Source organism: Streptomyces chartreusis NRRL 3882 (genome assembly GCF_900236475.1).
GTDB classification, from domain to species: domain Bacteria; phylum Actinomycetota; class Actinomycetes; order Streptomycetales; family Streptomycetaceae; genus Streptomyces; species Streptomyces chartreusis_D.
In genome coordinates this window covers 3,967,941-3,984,563 of sequence record NZ_LT963352.1, presented here as the reverse complement: position 1 = coordinate 3,984,563, position 16,623 = coordinate 3,967,941, and the positions used below count along the sequence as shown (strand labels likewise).

The following is a 16,623-nucleotide window of genomic DNA, read 5'->3' as shown; positions in this document are numbered from 1 at the left end:
CCCCCAGGTTTTAGCCTGGGGGGCGCGGCTTTCCGCCATTTGTGCGGGCCGCCCCCTGATGGACACAGGAACGAGGCACCAGATGACCGACCCCGTGATGCTGGACGGCGAGGGCCAGATCGGCGAGTTCGACGAGAAGCGGGCCGAGAACGCCGTACGGGAGCTGCTGATCGCGGTCGGCGAGGACCCTGACCGCGAGGGGCTCCGGGAGACGCCGGCACGGGTGGCACGGGCGTACAAGGAGATATTCGCGGGGCTGTGGCAGAAGCCCGAGGACGTGCTGACGACGACGTTCGACATCGGGCACGACGAGATGGTCCTCGTGAAGGACATTGAGGTGTACTCGACATGTGAACACCATCTGGTGCCGTTCCGGGGCGTCGCCCACGTCGGGTACATCCCCGCCCACAGCGGAAAGATCACCGGACTGTCCAAGCTGGCCCGGCTCGTGGATGTCTACGCACGGCGTCCGCAGGTGCAGGAACGACTCACCACGCAGATCGCGGACTCGCTGATGGAGATACTGGAGCCGCGCGGAGTCATCGTGGTCGTGGAGTGCGAGCACATGTGCATGTCGATGCGCGGGATCCGCAAGCCCGGCGCGAAGACGCTGACGTCGGCCGTGCGGGGACAGCTGCGGGACGCGGCGACGCGGAACGAGGCGATGAGCCTCATCATGGCGAGCTGACGCCGTACGTCACACGGTCGGGGCCGCCCCCGTGCCCTCGTGTTCGTCGTCGTCCGGGAGCTTGCAGACGCGCTCCAGGAAGATGGCCGCCGCTATGACGCCGATGCCCGCGAGGACGGAGAAGCCGGCGTAGATGGCCTGGTCGCGGCGGGCGGGGATGTCTAGGGACTCCAGCAGGAAGACGCCGGTGCCGCCGTACATGCCGGCGACGAGGGCGGCGACCAGGGCGCTGGCCTGGCCGAAGACGACCGCGCGGGCCGCCATCATGGGGTCGACGCCCTTGGCGTCGGGCTGCCGCTCGCGCTGGGCCTTCAGCCGGGCGCGGAGCGAGAGCGCCGTGGCCAGCAGGACCACGGCGATCAGGGCCAGGACGATGGGGGCGGCCAGGGGGACGCTCGGCAGGGTCCCGACCGAGTTCCACAGGCGGGCGCCCGCCCAGGACAGCACCCCCGCCACGACGAAGACGCCGGCCAGCACCCTGATGCGCAGCTCTTTCACAGTGTCCCTTCGGTTCCCCCGGCTCCGGCCCGGTTGTGCAGCCGTCTCGACCTTAACGGCTACTCGGGCAGCCGGAGTTCCAGGTCCGCGCGCGGCGCCACGCCCTCGCGGGTGACGGAGTCCAGCAGACCGGCGACGGGGCCGCGGCCGGGCAGCTGCGCCTCGGGGTCCAGGTCGTGCCAGGGGGCCAGGACGAAGGCGCGCTCGTGGGCGCGGGGGTGGGGGAGGGTGAGCTGCGGGTCGTCGGAGACGACGTCGGCGTACGACACGATGTCGACGTCGAGGGTGCGGGGGCCCCAGTGCTCGTCGCGGACGCGGTGGAAGGCCTCCTCGACCGCGTGGGCGCGCTCCAGGAGCGAGGAGGGCGGGAGGGTGGTCTTGAGGACCACGACCGCGTTGAAGTAGGCGGGCTGGCTGCCGGGCTCCACGCCCCAGGGCTCGGTCTCGTAGACGGGGGAGACGGCCTTGATGCGGACGCCGGGGGTGTCCTCCAGCGCGTCGATGGCTCCCTGGAGGGTCTCCAGGCGGTTGCCGAGGTTGGAGCCGAGGGCGACCACGGCCCGTTTGGGGTTGGAGAGGGTGGTGTCGGCGGCGTCGACCTTATCGACGACGGAGGCGGGTACCGGCTGTACGGTCGGGTCGCTGGGGCCCTTGAGGAAGGGTGCAGTCATACTCGGCTCCGGGTGATGGTGACGGTCACGTCGTCGAAGGGGACGGTGATCGGGGCGTCCGGCTTGTGGACGCAGACCTCGACCTGCCGGACCCCGTCGTGCTTCAGACATACCTGGGCGATGCGCTCGGCGAGTGTCTCGATGAGGTTGACGGGCTCGCCCTGGACGACGGCCACGACCTCCTCGGCCACGATGCCGTAGTGCACGGTCTTCGCCAGGTCGTCGTCGGCCGCGGCCGGCCGGGTGTCCAGGCCGAGGACGAGGTCCACGATGAAGGTCTGGCCCTCCTCGCGTTCCCTCGGGAACACCCCGTGATGCCCGCGGGCCTTCAGGCCGCGCAGCGCGACACGATCCACGCGAATCACTCCTGCAATCGTCGGTCCCGGCCGGTCCGTGCCGTGTGCGGGCGGCACACCGGCCTCGGTCGAATCTACCTGCGAGCCCGGGCGGGGCCGGGCCTCGGGGGCGTGGGCCCGGGCCGGGCCCGGCAGGATTCATCCGGCGTTTCCCCTGGGGAACCCGGTGGCTCACGGGTTGGTAGCCGCCCATACCCGCGGGTCCGTGATTCCAACCACTTCCTGGCACCTACCCACTCAGGCGGGGGTGTCGTCCTGCTCGTCCTCGTCGTTTTCGGCCAGAACCGGGGAAGCGTGGTGCGACCAGAGTTTCCACCCCGCGGGCGTGCGCCGGAACACGTTCGTGGCGACCACGAGCTGGCCGACGAGCGGGCCGAGCTCCTCGTCGCCCTTGGGGGCGGGGCCGCCGCTGAGGATGTTCTCCGTGCAGGTGACCAGGGCGGTGTCGCCGGTGACGGAGACGTGCACGTCGGTCAGGAAGAACTGGATGTAGTCGGTGTTCGCCATGATCAGCGCGTACGACCGGAGGACCTCGCCGCGGCCGGTGAGCACCGGCCAGCCGGGGTGCACGCAGGAGACCACGCCGCTGTCGGCCGGGTCGTGGTAGGTCTCGTCGACGCCCAGGTCGGAGGGGGTCAGCCAGAGCGACGCCAGTTCCTCGAAGTCGCCCCGTTCCAGTGCCTCGTAGAAGGCGGTGTTGGCGGCCTCGACCTGTTCGACGTCGGTGTGCGGGGCGCTCACCGGGTTCCTTCCGCGCCGGTGCGTGCCGCTGCGATGGCGCGGGCGACGCGTACCGCGTCCGCCGTGGCGCGTACCTCGTGCACGCGCACCGCCCACGCGCCGGCGTGCGCCGCGAGCGCGGAGACGGCCGCGGTGGCGGCGTCGCGCTCGCGTGCGGGCGGTGGCGGGCCGTCCGGGCCGGCCAGGACCCGGCCGAGGAAGCGTTTGCGGGAGGCGGCGACGAGCAGCGGGTGGCCGAGGGCGAGGACCCGGTCGAGGCCCGCGAGGAGCGCGAGGTCGTGCTCGGCGTCCTTGGAGAAGCCGAGGCCCGGGTCGACGACGACCCGGTCGGGGGCGATGCCGCCCGCCAGGACTGCCTCCACGCGCGCGTGCAGCTCGTCGACGACCTCGGTGACGACGTCGGTGTACTCACCGCGGACGTTGCCGCCCTGGAGGAAGCCCCGCCAGTGCATGACGACGAAGGGGGCGCCGGCGTCGGCGACGGCCGGGATCATGCGGGGGTCGGCGAGGCCGCCGCTGACGTCGTTGACGAGGGCGGCGCCGGCCGCGAGGGCCCGCTCGGCGACGGAGGCGCGCATGGTGTCGACCGAGACGGTGACGCCCTCGGAGGCCAGGCCGCGGACGACGGGGACGACACGGCGGAGTTCCTCGGCCTCGTCCACCCGGGTGGCGCCGGGGCGGGTCGACTCGCCGCCGACGTCCACCAGGTCCGCGCCCTCGGTGACCAGGTCGAGGCCGTGCTTGACGGCGGCCGTGGTGTCGAAGAAGCGGCCGCCGTCGGAGAAGGAGTCGGGGGTGACGTTCACGACTCCCATGACCGCGCAGCGGTCCCATTCCGGTAGGCCCGCCACGCGCCCGCGTCCGCTCTGGTTGCTCATATGGTCAGCGTAGGCCCAGGGGACGGCCGCCAGGCGCTGCGGCCCGGGTCGGTCCGGGCGGGTCACGCCGCTCTGACGCTCCGTTCCGTCGTCGTGCCGTGGGCGCACGGGCGGCGGCCGGCCGGGCGACGGCGGCGCAGGAAGCGCGGCAGCGGCAGGGCGAGGTTGACGAAGCCCTCGGCCTGCATGGCGGCGAAGCCGATGCGGGGCAGGTCGGCGGAGGCCCGGTAGACGACGAAGCGGGGTTCCCAGCGCGGCTGGAACTTGGCGTTGAACTTGTACAGCGACTCGATCTGGAACCAGCGGGAGAGGAACACCAGCAGCCCGCGCCAGGCGCGCAGCACCGGACCTGCGCCGATCTTCTCGCCGCGGGCCAGCGCCGAGCGGAACATGGCGAAGTTGAGGGAGACGCGCGCGATGCCGAACTTCGGGGCGGCCTGGAGGGCGGCCACGATGAGCAGTTCGTTCATACCGGGGTCGGCCGAGCGGTCGCGGCGCATGAGGTCGAGCGAAGCGCCGTCGGTGCCCCAGGGCACGAAGTGCAGGACGGCCTTCAGGTCGCCGTAGGGGCCCGGGTGGTCGTCCTGCTTGTGGGCGGTGGCGATGAGGCAGTCGCCGTCGGCGGGGTCGCCGACGCGGCCCAGGGCCATGGAGAAGCCGCGCTCGGTGTCGGTGCCGCGCCAGTCGTCGGCGGCGCGCCGGATGCGCTCCAGCTCGGCGTCGCCGAGGTCACGGACACGTCGTACCCGGGTTTCGTAACCGGCGCGCTCGATGCGTTTGACCATCTGGCGCACGTTGCGCATCGCGCGGCCGGCCAGGGAGAAATCCGCGACGTCCACCACCGCCTCGTCGCCCAGTTCGAGGGCGTCGAGCCCGGTCTCGCGGGTCCACACCTCGCCGCCGGTCTCGGAGCAGCCCATGACGGCCGGTGTCCAGGAGTGGGCCCTGGCCTCGTCCATGAACCGTTCGATGGCGCCGGGCCAGGCCTCGACGTCGCCGATCGGGTCGCCGCTGGCGAGCATCACGCCGGAGACCACGCGGTACGTCACGGCCGCCTTGCCGCTGGGGGAGAAGACGACGGCCTTGTCGCGGCGGAGCGCGAAGTGGCCGAGGGAGTCGCGGCCGCCGTGCCGCTCCAGCAGGGCGCGCAGGCGTGCCTCGTCCTCCTCGGTGAGCTGCGCGGCCGGGTGTTCGGGGCGGAAGGCCAGGTAGATGGTGGTGACGGCGGTGAGCAGGCCGAGGGCACCGAGCGAGAAGGCCACGGTCCAGGAGGCGTCGCCCTGGTAGTCGACCGGGCCCTCGAAGCCGAACAGGCCGTAGATGACGTGGGTGATGCGGTCGGCCAGGCTCGGGTCGCCGACCATGCGCTCGGTGTGGACGCTGACGATGAGCAGGCCCAGCAGGAGCGAGCCGGCGCTCATCAGCACGAAGTTGGCGAGCGCCCGCCAGCGGCTGCGCGGGTCGGGCAGGGCGTTGAACTGGTCGCGGTGGCGCAGCAGGGGTGCCAGCAGGGCCAGTGAGATCAGCACGCCCACGATCGAGTGCCGGTAGGTGAACTGCGCGACGGCACCGGCCGGCAGCAGGGCCACGGCCGCCCGCCAGGCCCGGCGCTTGCCGCGCTTGAGGCCGTGGGCGAGCAGCAGCAACAGCACGCCGGTGCTGAGGGACAGGGCGGCCGCGAACGGGCCGAGCGCGCCGGGCAGCACCTCGGCGATGGCGTGCATACGGCTGTGCCGGAAGCGTGGGAAGACGCCCGCGGCGATGTCCAGTACGCCCACCAGGGCACAGGCTCTGCCGACGAGGAGGGGGGCCGCCTCGGGGCGTGGTCCGCGCAGCAGGTGGCGCACGCGGCTCATCGGGCCGGTTCTGGCCGTGGCGCTTCCACGACTGGGAACCTCGCCCGACATTTCCTCATCTGTCCTGACAGACATCGCATCCCGTAGTTCTGCGAGAGACCTTGGATCCGGTGCCGATTCGGGCATCCGGCGACATTGCGCCCTCTAGGACGGTGTCTCGGGGGGAGAGGTTCACTCCCGTCGTCAAAGCCGTTTCAAAGGCCAAGGAAAGTCCGGGACAAGCCCTCGCGAAGGTGTGGGCGCTCAGGGAGGTCCCGGACGGGAAGCGCGGACAGGTAACCACCGATGGGTCTGGGTCTCACGAGCAACAAGGTGCTGGTGCTGGCGGTGCTGTCCGCCGTGCTGCTGTTCGCCGGAACGGTCTGGCTTTGGCCACGGCTGGCCCGGCGGAATTGGCGGGCCGTGGGCGGGCGGGTCGGCCTGCTGCTCGCCACACAGGTGGCGCTGTTCGTCGCGGTGGGGCTCGCCGCCAACCAGTCCTTCGGCTTCTACGCGAGCTGGGCGGACCTGTTCGGGCAGGAGCGGGACCAGGGCGTGGTCGTGGACCACACGCCGGGCGGCGGCCCGTTGCAGGTGGTCGGCTCGCGCCGGGTACCGGGGGCCGTCGGCGTGAGTGCCCGGGCGGGCGGCCGGATCCAGCAGATCGAGATCGTGGGCCGTAGGACGCACATCGCCACGCCCGCGTACGTCTATCTGCCGCCGGAGTACTTCCAGCCGCGGTACCGCACCCGTACGTTCCCCGCGGCCGTCGTGCTGACCGGCTACCCGGGCACGGCGTCGGCGCTGGTGGAGAAGCTCCACTACCCCCGCACGGCGCTGGAACTGGCCCGGGCGGGCCGGATGCAGCCGATGATCCTCGTGATGCTGCGGCCCACGGTGGCGCCGCCCCGGGACACGGAGTGCGTGGACGTCCCGGGCGGTCCGCAGACCGAGTCGTTCTTCGCCAGGGATCTGCCCGACGCGTTGCGCACGCACTACCGGGTGGCCGAAAAGCCGAGCGGTCTGGGCATCATCGGCAACTCGACGGGCGGCTACTGCGCCTTGAAGATCGCCATGCACCATCCCGATGTGTACGGCGCCGGGGCGGGCTTGTCCGCGTACTACAAGGCGCCGATCGACGCCACGACGGGCGATCTCTTCCAGGGTGACAAGGGGCTCCGGAATCGTGCCGACCTGTGGTGGTACCTCAAGCACAGGCCCGCTCCCGACACTTCACTGCTCGTCACCAGCAGCAGGTCCGGCGAGTCCAACTACAAGGACACGATGCGGTTCATAGAGCGGGTGGAGGCGACCGGGCGGACGCGGATCTCGTCGATCATCCTGGAAAGCGGCGGGCACAACTTCAACACCTGGCGGCGCGAGATTCCGGCGACGCTGGAGTGGATGGGCGGGCGGCTGAACGGCCGTTGAAAATGATCTTGGGAATTGGGTGAAGGGGTGATTCCACTTCTTCCCGAGTTCTGATGCCGTGTGAACGCTTCGGTGTGGCTTTGTTTTTGCGGGGTGGGTCACCATGATTCGCCTACGCGCGGTAAGTTTCTGGCCATGCCACGTGGACGTCACCGCCATTCCCCGCCCTTGCACAGGCTGCTTCCCCCGTCGGCGATCGCAGGCGTCTCCCTCGTCTGCGCCCTGGGGCCCTGGGTGTTCACGGAGCCGATGGTGCTCCGCGGGCTGGCCGCGGCCGCCGCGGTGACGGCGGTCGTCGGCGCGGTCGTGCTCCGCCGCTGGGACATCCAGGCGGGCAAACGCGTCGCCGACCTGACGCGCGCGCGGGCGAGCGACGAGTGGCGCTTCGAGGAGCGGGTCGCCGAACTGGAGGCCGACCTGGAGGAGTCCCGCGAGCTGCGCGCGAAGCTGGAGCAGCGGCTGCGCGCCAAGCGCACGGAACTGGCCGGGCTGCGCAACGAGCACGCCTCTCTGCTGCGCCGGTACGCCACCGCCGAGACCGAGCGCGCGAGCGTCCTGGAGGAACGCCGCGTGCTGGAGATCGAGGCGACGGCTCCGGTACGGGCCGCGCTGCCCGCGGGAGAGGCGCAGACGGCGGATGCACCGGCGGAGGCGGACGAGACGGCCGCAACCACCGGGGCGGAGGGCCTTGCCGCCGAGGAGCGGACCGCGATTCCGGCGGTGTTCTCGCCGGAGGGCTCCCGGCTGTTCCTGCGGGCCGCGGCGGCGCTCGCCCGGCTCGACAGCGACTCGGCCCCGGACCCGGACGGCGGCGGCGACGGCGACGGCGTACCGAAGGGCGACGGCGCGGAGCCCGCGGGCGACGACCGGAAGGACGACCAGCGGGAGCAGTCGAAGGAGGACGAGGCGCAGGGGCAGTCCGGGGCGGTCGCCGGGCACGAGCGCGCGACCGCCGGCACCTCCACCGCCGCCGAGGCCGAGCGGCTCGTGCAGCCTGCCTCCTCAGGTCACTACACCGTGCCGGCCGCCGTGGCCGTGGCACCGCAGACGCCGGTGCGGCGCCCCGTCTCCGAGGGCGGGTTCGACTTCTTCGGTACCAAGCAGGGCACGTCGCGGGCCGCCCTGGAGGCCGTACAGAACGAGGACTTGGCCGATGTCGTCGGCCAGGAGGCCCTGGCGCTGCACAAGGCCGAGGCAGAGGCCGGGTACAAGCCGGCGGACCCGGAGTCGCGCGGGATCGGCCAGGTGATCGACCTGACGGCGCACGACGAGACGGAGCAGATCGACGTGCAGGGGCTGCGGAGCGCGGTTTCCTGACGCCCACGCAGCAGAAAAGGCCCCCCGGCTGCGGCAGGGGGGCCTTCGTCGTCTCCGGTGGGTCACGCCATCCAGCGGTCCGGCCGCGCGTCCCTGCGCCCCGTCCGTGACCGCTCCGCCTGTGCCGCCAGCAGCTCGCGCGCCTCGGCCGCGTCCCGCAGCCTCGCCGTGACCGTCTTGTTCGCGCCCGTGTCCACCTGTACGTCGGCCACGCCCCGGGCGCGCTCCCACGGCCCCTGCGTCATCCGTACGCTCTGCACCTTCGCGTGCGGCACCAGTGCGAGGCTCCGCCGCAGCAGCCCTGACCGCGCCGCGAACACCGCGTCCGTGACGGCGAGCCCGTACCCGCGCCACCACACCGGCACGCACCACCGGGCGCGGCGCGGCGACGGCGACAGGTCCGCCTGCTCCGGCACGGTCACCCCGGGCAGCACGCGTGCGACGACGACCTCAGCGATCTCGCGCGGAGCGACCGGTACCAGCACGGAGTTGGAGGAGCCCGCCACGTCCAGCTCCACGCGCACCCAGCCGCGCCGCCGCCACAGCAGCGGCTCCACGATCCGCACGGTCTGCACCCGCCCCGGCGGCACCGTCTCATGGGCCCGGTCCAGCAGGCCGTGGTCGATGCGCAGCCCGTCGGGCGACTCGGCCACCGTCCAGTCGTACTCGCTGACGAACCGCCCCACGCTGCTCGCGCCCGCCGCGCCCAGCAGCGGCAGGGCGACGGCCAGGACCGTCCACACGCTCTCCGTGGCCAGCCACAGCAGCGGCGGCACGACGACCGCCGCTGCCAGCGACCCCCACGTCGCCCCGCTCAGCACCAGCGACACGGCGAGGACTCCGGGCGGCACCCGCAGCATCTGCCGGGACGGCGCCTCCCCGACCTCCTGCGCGGTCTCGGGCGCGAATCCCGCCGCCCGGGCGAGCAGTTCGGCCCGCAGCGCACCCGCCTCGTCCGCGCCCAGGAAGGCCAGCTCGTCCTTCTTGTCGGTGCCTATGACGTCGAGTCTGAGCTTGGCGACGCCCGCGACCCGCGCGAGCAGCGGCTGGGTGACGTCGATGGCCTGGATCCGCTCCAGCCGGATGTGCGCGGTGCGGCGGAAGACCAGCCCGGTGCGGATGCGCAGTTCGGTCTCGGTCACCGCGAAGTGCGTGAACCACCAGGAGCAGAAGCCGTACAGGGCGGCGGCCGGGAGGATCACGGCGAGGGCGATCAGCAGCGTGGTCGTGTTCAGCCGGGTCAGATGGCGCTGCGCCCCGTCGGGGTCGTGCACCGCCCAGCCGATCACCACGGCGACCGGCGCCCAGGCCCGCCTCAGCGGTGTGACGGGGTGCAGCCGCCGCTCGGCGATCCCGCTCTCGGCCTCGGTGGCCTCGGCGGCCTCGGGCGCCGTCACAGCCCCGCCGATCGGGCCTCGCCCAGCTCGGTGAGCCGGTCGCGCAGCCGTTCGGCCTCGGCCGGGTCCAGGCCCGGGATGGTCGCGTCGGTCGCCGCGGCGGCCGTGTGCAGCTGCACGCTGGCCAGCCCGAAGTGCCGCTCCACAGGCCCGGAGGTGACCTCGACCAGCTGCATGCGCCCGTACGGCACGACCGTCTCCTCGCGCCACAGCACACCGCGGCTGATCAGCAGGTCGTCGGCGCGCTCGGCGTACCGCCAGGAGCGCCAGTTGCGGCCGATCAGCACCCAGCCCCAGGCCATCAGCGCCAGCGGCGGCAGCGTGAACGCGGCCCAGGCGGGCCCGGCCAGCAGGCCCGGCACCAGCCCGGCGGCCAGGCTGATCAGCCCCAGCCACACCACCAGCAGCAACCGCCGCATCTTCAGCAGCCCGGGCGGCAACGCTATCCACACCGGCTCGTCCTCGACGGCGCCCGCGGCGTCGTGTCTCCCGGCGGCGCTCTGCGCCCCGACCGCGCTCGGTGTCTCGACGGCGGCCGGCGGTCTGGCAGCGGCTGGTGTTTCTGCCGCGGTTGGTGTTTCGGGGGCTGGTGTTTCGGAGGCGGCTGGTGTTCGGGCGGGCCCCGGTGTCGTGGCCGCGCCCCGCGTCTTGGCCGCGCCCCGCGTCTCGGCCGTGCTCTGCGTCTCGGCCGCGCCCCGCGTCTCGGCCGCGCCCCGCGTCTCGGCCGCGCTCTGCGTCTCGGCCGTGCTCTGCGTCTGGGCGGCGGCTGGTGTTTCGGCGGGTCCCGGTGTCTTGGCGGGTCCCCGTGTCTTGGCCGTGCTCTGCGTCTGGGCGGCGGCTGGCGGTTTGGCCGCGGCCGGTGTTTCGGCTGCGCCTGGCGACTTGGCGGCGCCCGGTGTGTCGGCCGCGCTCTGCGTCTGGGCGGCGGCTGGCGGTTTGGCCGCGGCCGGTGTTTCGGCTGCGCCTGGCGACTTGTCGGCGCCCGGTGTGTCGGCCGTGCTCTGCGTCTGGGCGGCGGCCGGCGGTTTCGCCGCGGCTGGTGTTTCGGCGGGTCCCGGTGTCTTGGCGGGTCCCGGTGTCTTGGCCGTGCTCTGCGTCTCGGCGGCGGCCGGCCGTTTGGCCGCGGCCGGTGTTTCGGCGGCGCCCGGCGTCTTGGCGGCGCCCGGTGTGTCGGCCGCGCCCGGCGTCTTGACGGCGTCCGGCGTTCCCGCCGCCTCCTGCGTCTCCGCAGCCTCCCGCGTCTCCGCCGCGCCCTGAGTCCCCGCCGCGCTCTGCGTCTCCGCCGCGCCCTCTGTCCCCGTCGGCCCCGTGTCCTGCGGACTCCCCGTCTCCATGAGGCCAGCGTACGTAGGAGAGACTGTGTCCATGACTCCTACGACGGAGACCATGGTCGGAATCGGCGGCGCCGCGGAGAGCACCGACATGGTGCTCAACATCGGGCCGCAGCACCCGTCCACGCACGGCGTGCTGCGGCTGAAGCTCGTCCTGGACGGCGAGCGCATCGCGCACGCGGAGCCCGTGATCGGCTATATGCACCGGGGCGCGGAGAAGCTGTTCGAGGCGCGCGACTACCGCCAGATCATCATGCTCGCCAACCGCCACGACTGGCTGTCGGCCTTCTCCAACGAGCTGGGCGTGGTGCTCGCCGTGGAGCGGATGCTCGGCATGGAGGTCCCCGAGCGCGCGGTGTGGCTGCGCACGCTGCTCGCCGAGCTGAACCGCGTGCTCAACCACCTGATGTTCCTCGGCTCGTACCCGCTGGAGCTCGGTGGGATCACCCCGATCTTCTACGCCTTCCGGGAGCGCGAGGAGCTCCAGCACGTCATGGAGGAGATCTCCGGCGGGCGGATGCACTACATGTTCAACCGCGTCGGCGGTCTCAAGGAGGACCTGCCGGCCGGGTGGACCACGCGCGCGCGTACCGCCGTCGCCGATGTGCGGTCCCGGATGGACCGGTTCGACGACCTGGTGCTCGGCAACGAGATCTTCCGGGGCCGCACCCGGGGCGTGGGCAGGCTCACGCCCCAGGCCGTGCACGCGTACGGGGTGAGCGGGCCGATCGGGCGCGCCTCGGGCGTCGACTTCGACCTGCGCCGGGACGAGCCGTACCTCGCCTACGGCGACCTCCAGGACACCCTGAAGGTGGTGACCCGGCAGGAGGGCGACTGTCTCGCCCGCTTCGAGTGCCTCCTGGAGCAGACGCACAACGCGCTGGACCTGGCCGACGCCTGCCTCGACCGGCTCGCCGAACTGCCGCCCGGGCCCGTCAACCAGCGGCTCCCGAAGGTCCTGAAGGCACCCGAGGGCCACACCTACGCCTGGACCGAGAACCCGCTCGGCATCAACGGCTACTACCTGGTCAGCAAGGGCGAGAAGACGCCGTACCGGCTGAAGCTGCGCTCGGCCTCGTACAACAACATCCAGGCGCTGACGGAGCTGCTGCCGGGGACGCTGGTCGCGGACATGGTGGCGATCCTGGGGTCGATGTTCTTCGTCGTGGGCGACATCGACAAATAGCGTCCTGCCGGCAGGCAGCGGCCCCCTGTCGACAAGCGGCGGCGTCCTGTCGGCAGGCAGCGGCCTATCGACAGGCAGCGTCCTGGAGAGGGTCCGCGATCCCGACCGGCTGCACCAGCCACCCGAAGTCGCCGAGGCCGCCCGCCGAGGTGAGCTCGGCGGCCTCGCCGGCGCCGGCGAGGGCGCGTACATAGGCGGCGGGGTCGGTGGACGCCAGTGTGAGCGGGGGGCGCGCGCCGGTCACGCCGAGGGCGCGCAGTGCCTCCCGCTGCGGGAGCAGACGCCCGCCGGGCAGCACACACGCGTCGAGTGCGACATGGGCCGTGATGTCGCACGAGCCGTCCGGCACGGCCGCCGTCTCGCGGCCCTCACGGAAGCCGGTGAGCGTCCCGAACGGCGGCCGCTCGTCCGCCGTGTGCGCGTAGTCCACGGCGACGGCGAGCCCCCGGTCGAGCGTCGCGACCGCCGACGCCCAGGCCTCGTCCCTGGGCAGGCCGATCTCGGCCCGCAGCCCCGCCTCGCCGGACAGCGGCCACCATCGCGCCAGCCACCGCGCCTGCGCCCCGTCGACCGGCTCCCCCAGCCGTTCGGTCCCGTCCTCCCGGACCAGCACCAGCCGCGCCACGCCTGCGGAGTCCGTCTCGGCGACCTCCACCGGTACGTTGTCCAGCCATTCGTTGGCGAACAGCAGCCCGGTCGTGCCCCGCGGCGGCTCGGCCAGCCACTCGATCCGGTGATCGAGCCCGTCGGGCCGCCCGGCGACTTCGACGGCGTACGCGCGTGTGCGGGCCGCCACGTCGGCCGGTAGTGCGGCGAGCACCCCGGCGGCCAGTTCGCCCCGCCCGGCCGCCATGTCGACGAAGTCCAGCGTCGCGGGTCGTCCCAGCGCCTCGTCGACCCGGCGCAGCAGCCCCGCCACCGCCCCGGCGAACAGCGGCGACGCGTGCACGGACGTACGGAAGTGCCCGGCCGGGCCCTCAGCCCGGCGGTAGAAGCCGCCCGGCCCGTACAAGGCCTCCTGAGCCGCCGCCCGCCACCCGCGCCACTGCGGTGCCCCGCGTCCCTGAGGTCCCTCGGCCCTCGTCACTGCTGTCACGGGCCCAGGCTATGCGGACACAACGAACGCAACTCCACCTTGCGGAGTACGCGCGCCCGGTGCGGATCGGCCCTCCGGTTGACCCCTGCACCTATCCCGCTTCCCTACGCTGGGTTACGTGCAGCGCCTCTATGACTTCCTCCGCAGGCACCCGATGTGGGTCGACGGCTCGTGGGCCGTGGTCCTCCTCGGGATTTCCGTGGTCGGCGGAGCGTCGGGCGGATTCGGCCCCCCGGCCGTCGCCGTTCCGCTCTCGCTGCTGTTGTGCCTGGTGGTCGCGCTGCGCCGCCGCATGCCGGAGAAGATGCTGCTGCTCGCGACCGCGGTCGGTGTGGCCCAGCTGATCACCGATGTCGAGATGGGTCCCTTCGACTTCGCCATGCTGGTGATCGTCTACACGGTCGCGGCGGAGGGCGCGCGCTGGGCCTCCCGCTTCGCGCTGGTCGCCGGCCTGTGCGCCGCCCCCGTGGCTCACCTGCGCTGGCCGAACGGCCAGACGAGCGTCGCGGCCGGCATCGCCGCGGCGGTCTTCATGACCGTGCCCTTCGCCCTCGCCTGGGTGCTCGGTGACTCCATCCGCACCCGCCGCGCCTACTTCGCGCAGCTGGAGGAACGGGCCGCCCGTCTGGAGAGGGAGCGCGAGGCACAGTCCAAGGTCGCCGTCGCCGCCGAACGCGCCCGCATCGCCCGCGAGCTGCACGACGTCGTCGCGCACAACGTCTCGGTGATGGTGGTGCAGGCCGACGGCGCCGCCTACGTCCTCGACGCCGCGCCCGACCAGGCGAAGAAGGCCCTGGAGACCATCTCCTCCACCGGTCGCCAGGCCCTCGCCGAGATGCGCCGGCTGCTCGGCGTGCTGCGCACCGGGGAGCACGAGGAGGCCGGCGAGTACGTGCCGCAGCCCGACGTCCAGCAGATCGAGGACCTCGTCGAGCAGTGCCGCGGGCACGGACTGCCCGTCGACTTCAAGGTCGAGGGCACCCCCCGCCCGCTGCCCAGCGGCGTCGAGCTCACCGCCTACCGCATCGTGCAGGAGGCGCTCACCAACACCCGCAAGCACGGCGGGCCCAACGCGGGCGCGAGTGTGCGCCTGGTGTACTTCGACGACGGCCTCGGCCTGCTCGTCGAGGACGACGGCAAGGGCGCCCCGCACGAGCTGTACGAGGAGGGCGGGTTCGACGGCCAGGGACACGGCCTGATCGGCATGCGGGAACGGGTCGGCATGGTCGGCGGCACCCTGGACGCCGGCCCGCGCCCGGGCGGAGGATTCCGCATCAGTGCCCTGCTGCCGCTCAAACCCGCGCACTGACGTCGTGCACGCCCCTCGCTGACACCTGTAACGACCCCATGCAACGACCCCATATGGAAGAGGCCAGATGACGATCCGCGTGATGCTCGTCGACGACCAGGTGCTGCTGCGCACCGGGTTCCGGATGGTGCTCGCCGCCCAGCCGGACATGGAGGTCGTGGCGGAGGCGGGCGACGGTGTCGAGGCCCTCCAGGCGCTGCGGGAGACCGAGGTCGACGTGGTGCTGATGGACGTCCGCATGCCGAAGCTCGACGGGGTGGAGGCGACCCGCCGGATCTGCGCGGACACCGACCCGCCGAAGGTGCTCATCCTGACCACCTTCGACCTCGACGAGTACGCCTTCTCCGGGCTGAAGGCGGGCGCCTCCGGCTTCATGCTCAAGGACGTGCCGCCCGGGGAGCTCCTCGCCGCGATCCGCGCCGTGCACAGCGGTGACGCGGTCGTCGCGCCCTCCACCACCCGGCGGCTCCTGGACCGCTTCGCGCCGATGCTGCCGGGCACCGGGAAGCAGCCCCAGCACCAGGAGCTGGAGCGGCTCACGGGGCGTGAGCGCGAGGTCATGGTGCTGGTCGCGCAGGGCCTGTCCAACGGCGAGATCGCGGCCCGGCTCGTGCTGTCCGAGGCGACCGTGAAGACGCACGTGGGCCGCATCCTGACCAAGCTGGGGCTCAGGGACCGGGTGCAGGTCGTGGTGCTGGCCTACGAGACGGGGCTGGTGCGGGCCGGCGGGCACGGCTGACCCGGACGCCCGGGCCCGCTACCTGAGGATCCCCTCCAGGAACTCGCTGCCGAGCCGGGCCACCATCGTCACGTCAAGCTGGTGCAGGACGTAGCGCCCCCGGCGGCGGGTGGTGATCAGGCCCGCCTTCTTCAGCACCGCCAGATGCCGGGATATCTCCGGGGCCGTCATGCCGTGCACCTGCGCCAGCTCGCCGGTGGTGTACGCGCTGCGGGCCAGATAGCGGCACATGCGCATGCGTACGGGGTGGGACAGCGCGGTCATGCGCAGGGCCAGCTGCTCCAGCGTGGGCGGGGCGGCGAGCTCGGGGGAGCCGGCCGGGTAGTGCAGCACCGGCTGCCAGCCGTGCCGGTGCAGGACCATCAGGTGCGGCCAGCCCAGGCTCGTCGGGACGAGCAGCAGGCCGTCCTCGCCCGTGGCCGTACGGCCCTCGCCCAGCTTGTCGACCGTGATTTCGGCGGCGGCCTCGTCGAGCGTCACCGCCGGGGACACCGCGGCGAGCGCCTCGGCCAGGCCCCGGTGTCTGAGCAGGTCCGTCTTGTGGCGGGCGTCCGCCGCGAGCTGGTGGCGCAGCCGGGACCACGTCTCCGCGAAGAACGCCTCGTCGCAGTCCTGGAGGAACTGCCGCAGCCAGGCCCGGATCCTGGGCGGGTCCGCCAGCAGCCGTTCGCTGAACCGCAGTTGCTGCGGTCCCCGCGCGGCGGCCAGGTCCAGGGAGCGGCGGCGCACCTCCGCGTCGGTCAGTGCGGTGGGTCCGCACGTGCCGTACCCGACGGCACAGGTGAACTCCAGCGCGGCATCCACGAACTGTTCGTCCGTCAGCTTGTCCAGCAGGTCCAGTTCGTCGGCGAGGGTGGCGCCCGGCAGGGTGCCCGGGCCCGGTATGCCGGCGTACGGCAGGAACAGGTCCGAGAACGTCGTCCGCCACAGGAAGTCGGCCTCGCACATCCGGTCGGCCAGATGCGGGTCGAGCCGGGCGGTCACGCCCGTCACCCAGCCCTGGAGGCCCGGGTGGTGTCCCGGCTCGGACAGCGCGTGCAGCGCCATGCCCAGCTCGGCCAGGGGCGAGGGCACGACGGCCACACTCTCCGGCCGCATCCCGGCGATGTCGATGTGCACGCTCATGCCTTCATGGTGCACCCCGCCACCG

At 72.7% G+C, this 16,623-nt stretch carries 16 protein-coding genes; 6 read left to right on the top strand and 10 right to left on the bottom strand.

The window, feature by feature from the left end:
• Positions 1-82 precede the first annotated feature (82 nt).
• Positions 83-688, top strand: a complete 606-nt coding sequence (gene folE / locus SCNRRL3882_RS17835; protein WP_010044302.1) for a GTP cyclohydrolase I FolE — start codon at positions 83-85, stop codon at positions 686-688.
• A gap of 9 nt (positions 689-697) precedes the next feature.
• On the opposite strand, the gene SCNRRL3882_RS17830 is transcribed toward folE, so the two are convergent.
• The 6 genes from SCNRRL3882_RS17830 to SCNRRL3882_RS17805 form a co-directional block, all read right to left on the bottom strand.
• The gene (locus SCNRRL3882_RS17830; protein WP_010044303.1) at positions 698-1,186 is read right to left on the bottom strand and encodes a DUF3180 domain-containing protein; all 489 of its coding nucleotides are present in this window, start codon (positions 1,184-1,186) and stop codon (positions 698-700) included.
• A 59-nt stretch (positions 1,187-1,245) separates the two neighbouring features.
• Positions 1,246-1,857: a 2-amino-4-hydroxy-6-hydroxymethyldihydropteridine diphosphokinase gene (gene folK / locus SCNRRL3882_RS17825; RefSeq protein ID WP_010044304.1), complete on the bottom strand. Its 612-nt coding sequence runs from the start codon at positions 1,855-1,857 to the stop codon at positions 1,246-1,248.
• Positions 1,854-2,213, bottom strand: coding sequence for a dihydroneopterin aldolase (gene folB / locus SCNRRL3882_RS17820; protein ID WP_010044305.1), 360 nt, complete (start codon positions 2,211-2,213; stop codon positions 1,854-1,856). Before folB ends, folK begins: the two co-directional genes overlap by 4 nt.
• Positions 2,214-2,450: 237 nt before the next feature.
• Complete coding sequence (locus SCNRRL3882_RS17815) at positions 2,451-2,954, bottom strand: nuclear transport factor 2 family protein (protein ID WP_010044306.1); 504 nt, start codon at positions 2,952-2,954, stop codon at positions 2,451-2,453.
• Entirely contained in the window at positions 2,951-3,832 is an 882-nt protein-coding gene (gene folP / locus SCNRRL3882_RS17810; protein ID WP_029181484.1) for a dihydropteroate synthase, read from the bottom strand. Before folP ends, SCNRRL3882_RS17815 begins: the two co-directional genes overlap by 4 nt.
• Before the next feature lie 62 nt (positions 3,833-3,894).
• Positions 3,895-5,739, bottom strand: a complete 1,845-nt coding sequence (locus SCNRRL3882_RS17805) for a phosphatidylglycerol lysyltransferase domain-containing protein (protein WP_029181485.1) — start codon at positions 5,737-5,739, stop codon at positions 3,895-3,897.
• Between the two features lie 240 nt (positions 5,740-5,979).
• On the opposite strand from SCNRRL3882_RS17805, the gene SCNRRL3882_RS17800 reads away from it, so the two are divergent.
• Positions 5,980-7,098 (top strand): alpha/beta hydrolase, encoded by a 1,119-nt coding sequence (locus SCNRRL3882_RS17800; RefSeq protein WP_029181486.1) that lies wholly within the window; start codon positions 5,980-5,982, stop codon positions 7,096-7,098.
• Positions 7,099-7,233: 135 nt separating this feature from the next.
• Complete coding sequence (locus tag SCNRRL3882_RS17795) at positions 7,234-8,415, top strand: hypothetical protein (RefSeq protein ID WP_102514822.1); 1,182 nt, start codon at positions 7,234-7,236, stop codon at positions 8,413-8,415.
• Between the two features lie 62 nt (positions 8,416-8,477).
• Here the strand turns inward: SCNRRL3882_RS17795 and SCNRRL3882_RS17790 are convergent, their stop codons facing one another.
• The gene (locus SCNRRL3882_RS17790; RefSeq protein ID WP_010044314.1) at positions 8,478-9,812 is read right to left on the bottom strand and encodes a PH domain-containing protein; all 1,335 of its coding nucleotides are present in this window, start codon (positions 9,810-9,812) and stop codon (positions 8,478-8,480) included.
• Positions 9,809-10,264 (bottom strand): PH domain-containing protein, encoded by a 456-nt coding sequence (locus SCNRRL3882_RS17785; protein WP_029181487.1) that lies wholly within the window; start codon positions 10,262-10,264, stop codon positions 9,809-9,811. The genes SCNRRL3882_RS17790 and SCNRRL3882_RS17785 overlap by 4 nt, the downstream gene beginning before the upstream one ends.
• A 913-nt stretch (positions 10,265-11,177) precedes the next feature.
• Between SCNRRL3882_RS17785 and SCNRRL3882_RS17775 the strand changes: the two genes are divergently transcribed.
• Positions 11,178-12,329 (top strand): NADH-quinone oxidoreductase subunit D, encoded by a 1,152-nt coding sequence (locus tag SCNRRL3882_RS17775; protein WP_029181488.1) that lies wholly within the window; start codon positions 11,178-11,180, stop codon positions 12,327-12,329.
• A 64-nt stretch (positions 12,330-12,393) separates the two neighbouring features.
• On the opposite strand, the gene SCNRRL3882_RS17770 is transcribed toward SCNRRL3882_RS17775, so the two are convergent.
• On the bottom strand, positions 12,394-13,425 hold the full coding sequence (locus tag SCNRRL3882_RS17770; protein WP_040903731.1) for an SAM-dependent methyltransferase: 1,032 nt from the start codon (positions 13,423-13,425) through the stop codon (positions 12,394-12,396).
• Between the two features lie 118 nt (positions 13,426-13,543).
• Between SCNRRL3882_RS17770 and SCNRRL3882_RS17765 the strand changes: the two genes are divergently transcribed.
• Together SCNRRL3882_RS17765 and SCNRRL3882_RS17760 are read left to right on the top strand one after the other, a co-directional pair.
• The gene (locus tag SCNRRL3882_RS17765) at positions 13,544-14,734 is read left to right on the top strand and encodes a sensor histidine kinase (RefSeq protein WP_102514820.1); all 1,191 of its coding nucleotides are present in this window, start codon (positions 13,544-13,546) and stop codon (positions 14,732-14,734) included.
• Between the two features lie 67 nt (positions 14,735-14,801).
• Positions 14,802-15,473, top strand: coding sequence for a response regulator transcription factor (locus tag SCNRRL3882_RS17760; RefSeq protein WP_010044326.1), 672 nt, complete (start codon positions 14,802-14,804; stop codon positions 15,471-15,473).
• 18 nt (positions 15,474-15,491) lie between these two features.
• Here SCNRRL3882_RS17760 and SCNRRL3882_RS17755 read toward each other — a convergent pair whose 3' ends face one another.
• Positions 15,492-16,598 carry a DUF5937 family protein gene (locus SCNRRL3882_RS17755; protein WP_029181489.1) on the bottom strand — a complete coding sequence of 369 codons (1,107 nt, stop codon included), beginning with the start codon at positions 16,596-16,598 and terminating at the stop codon, positions 15,492-15,494.
• Between the last annotated feature and the right edge of the window lie 25 nt (positions 16,599-16,623).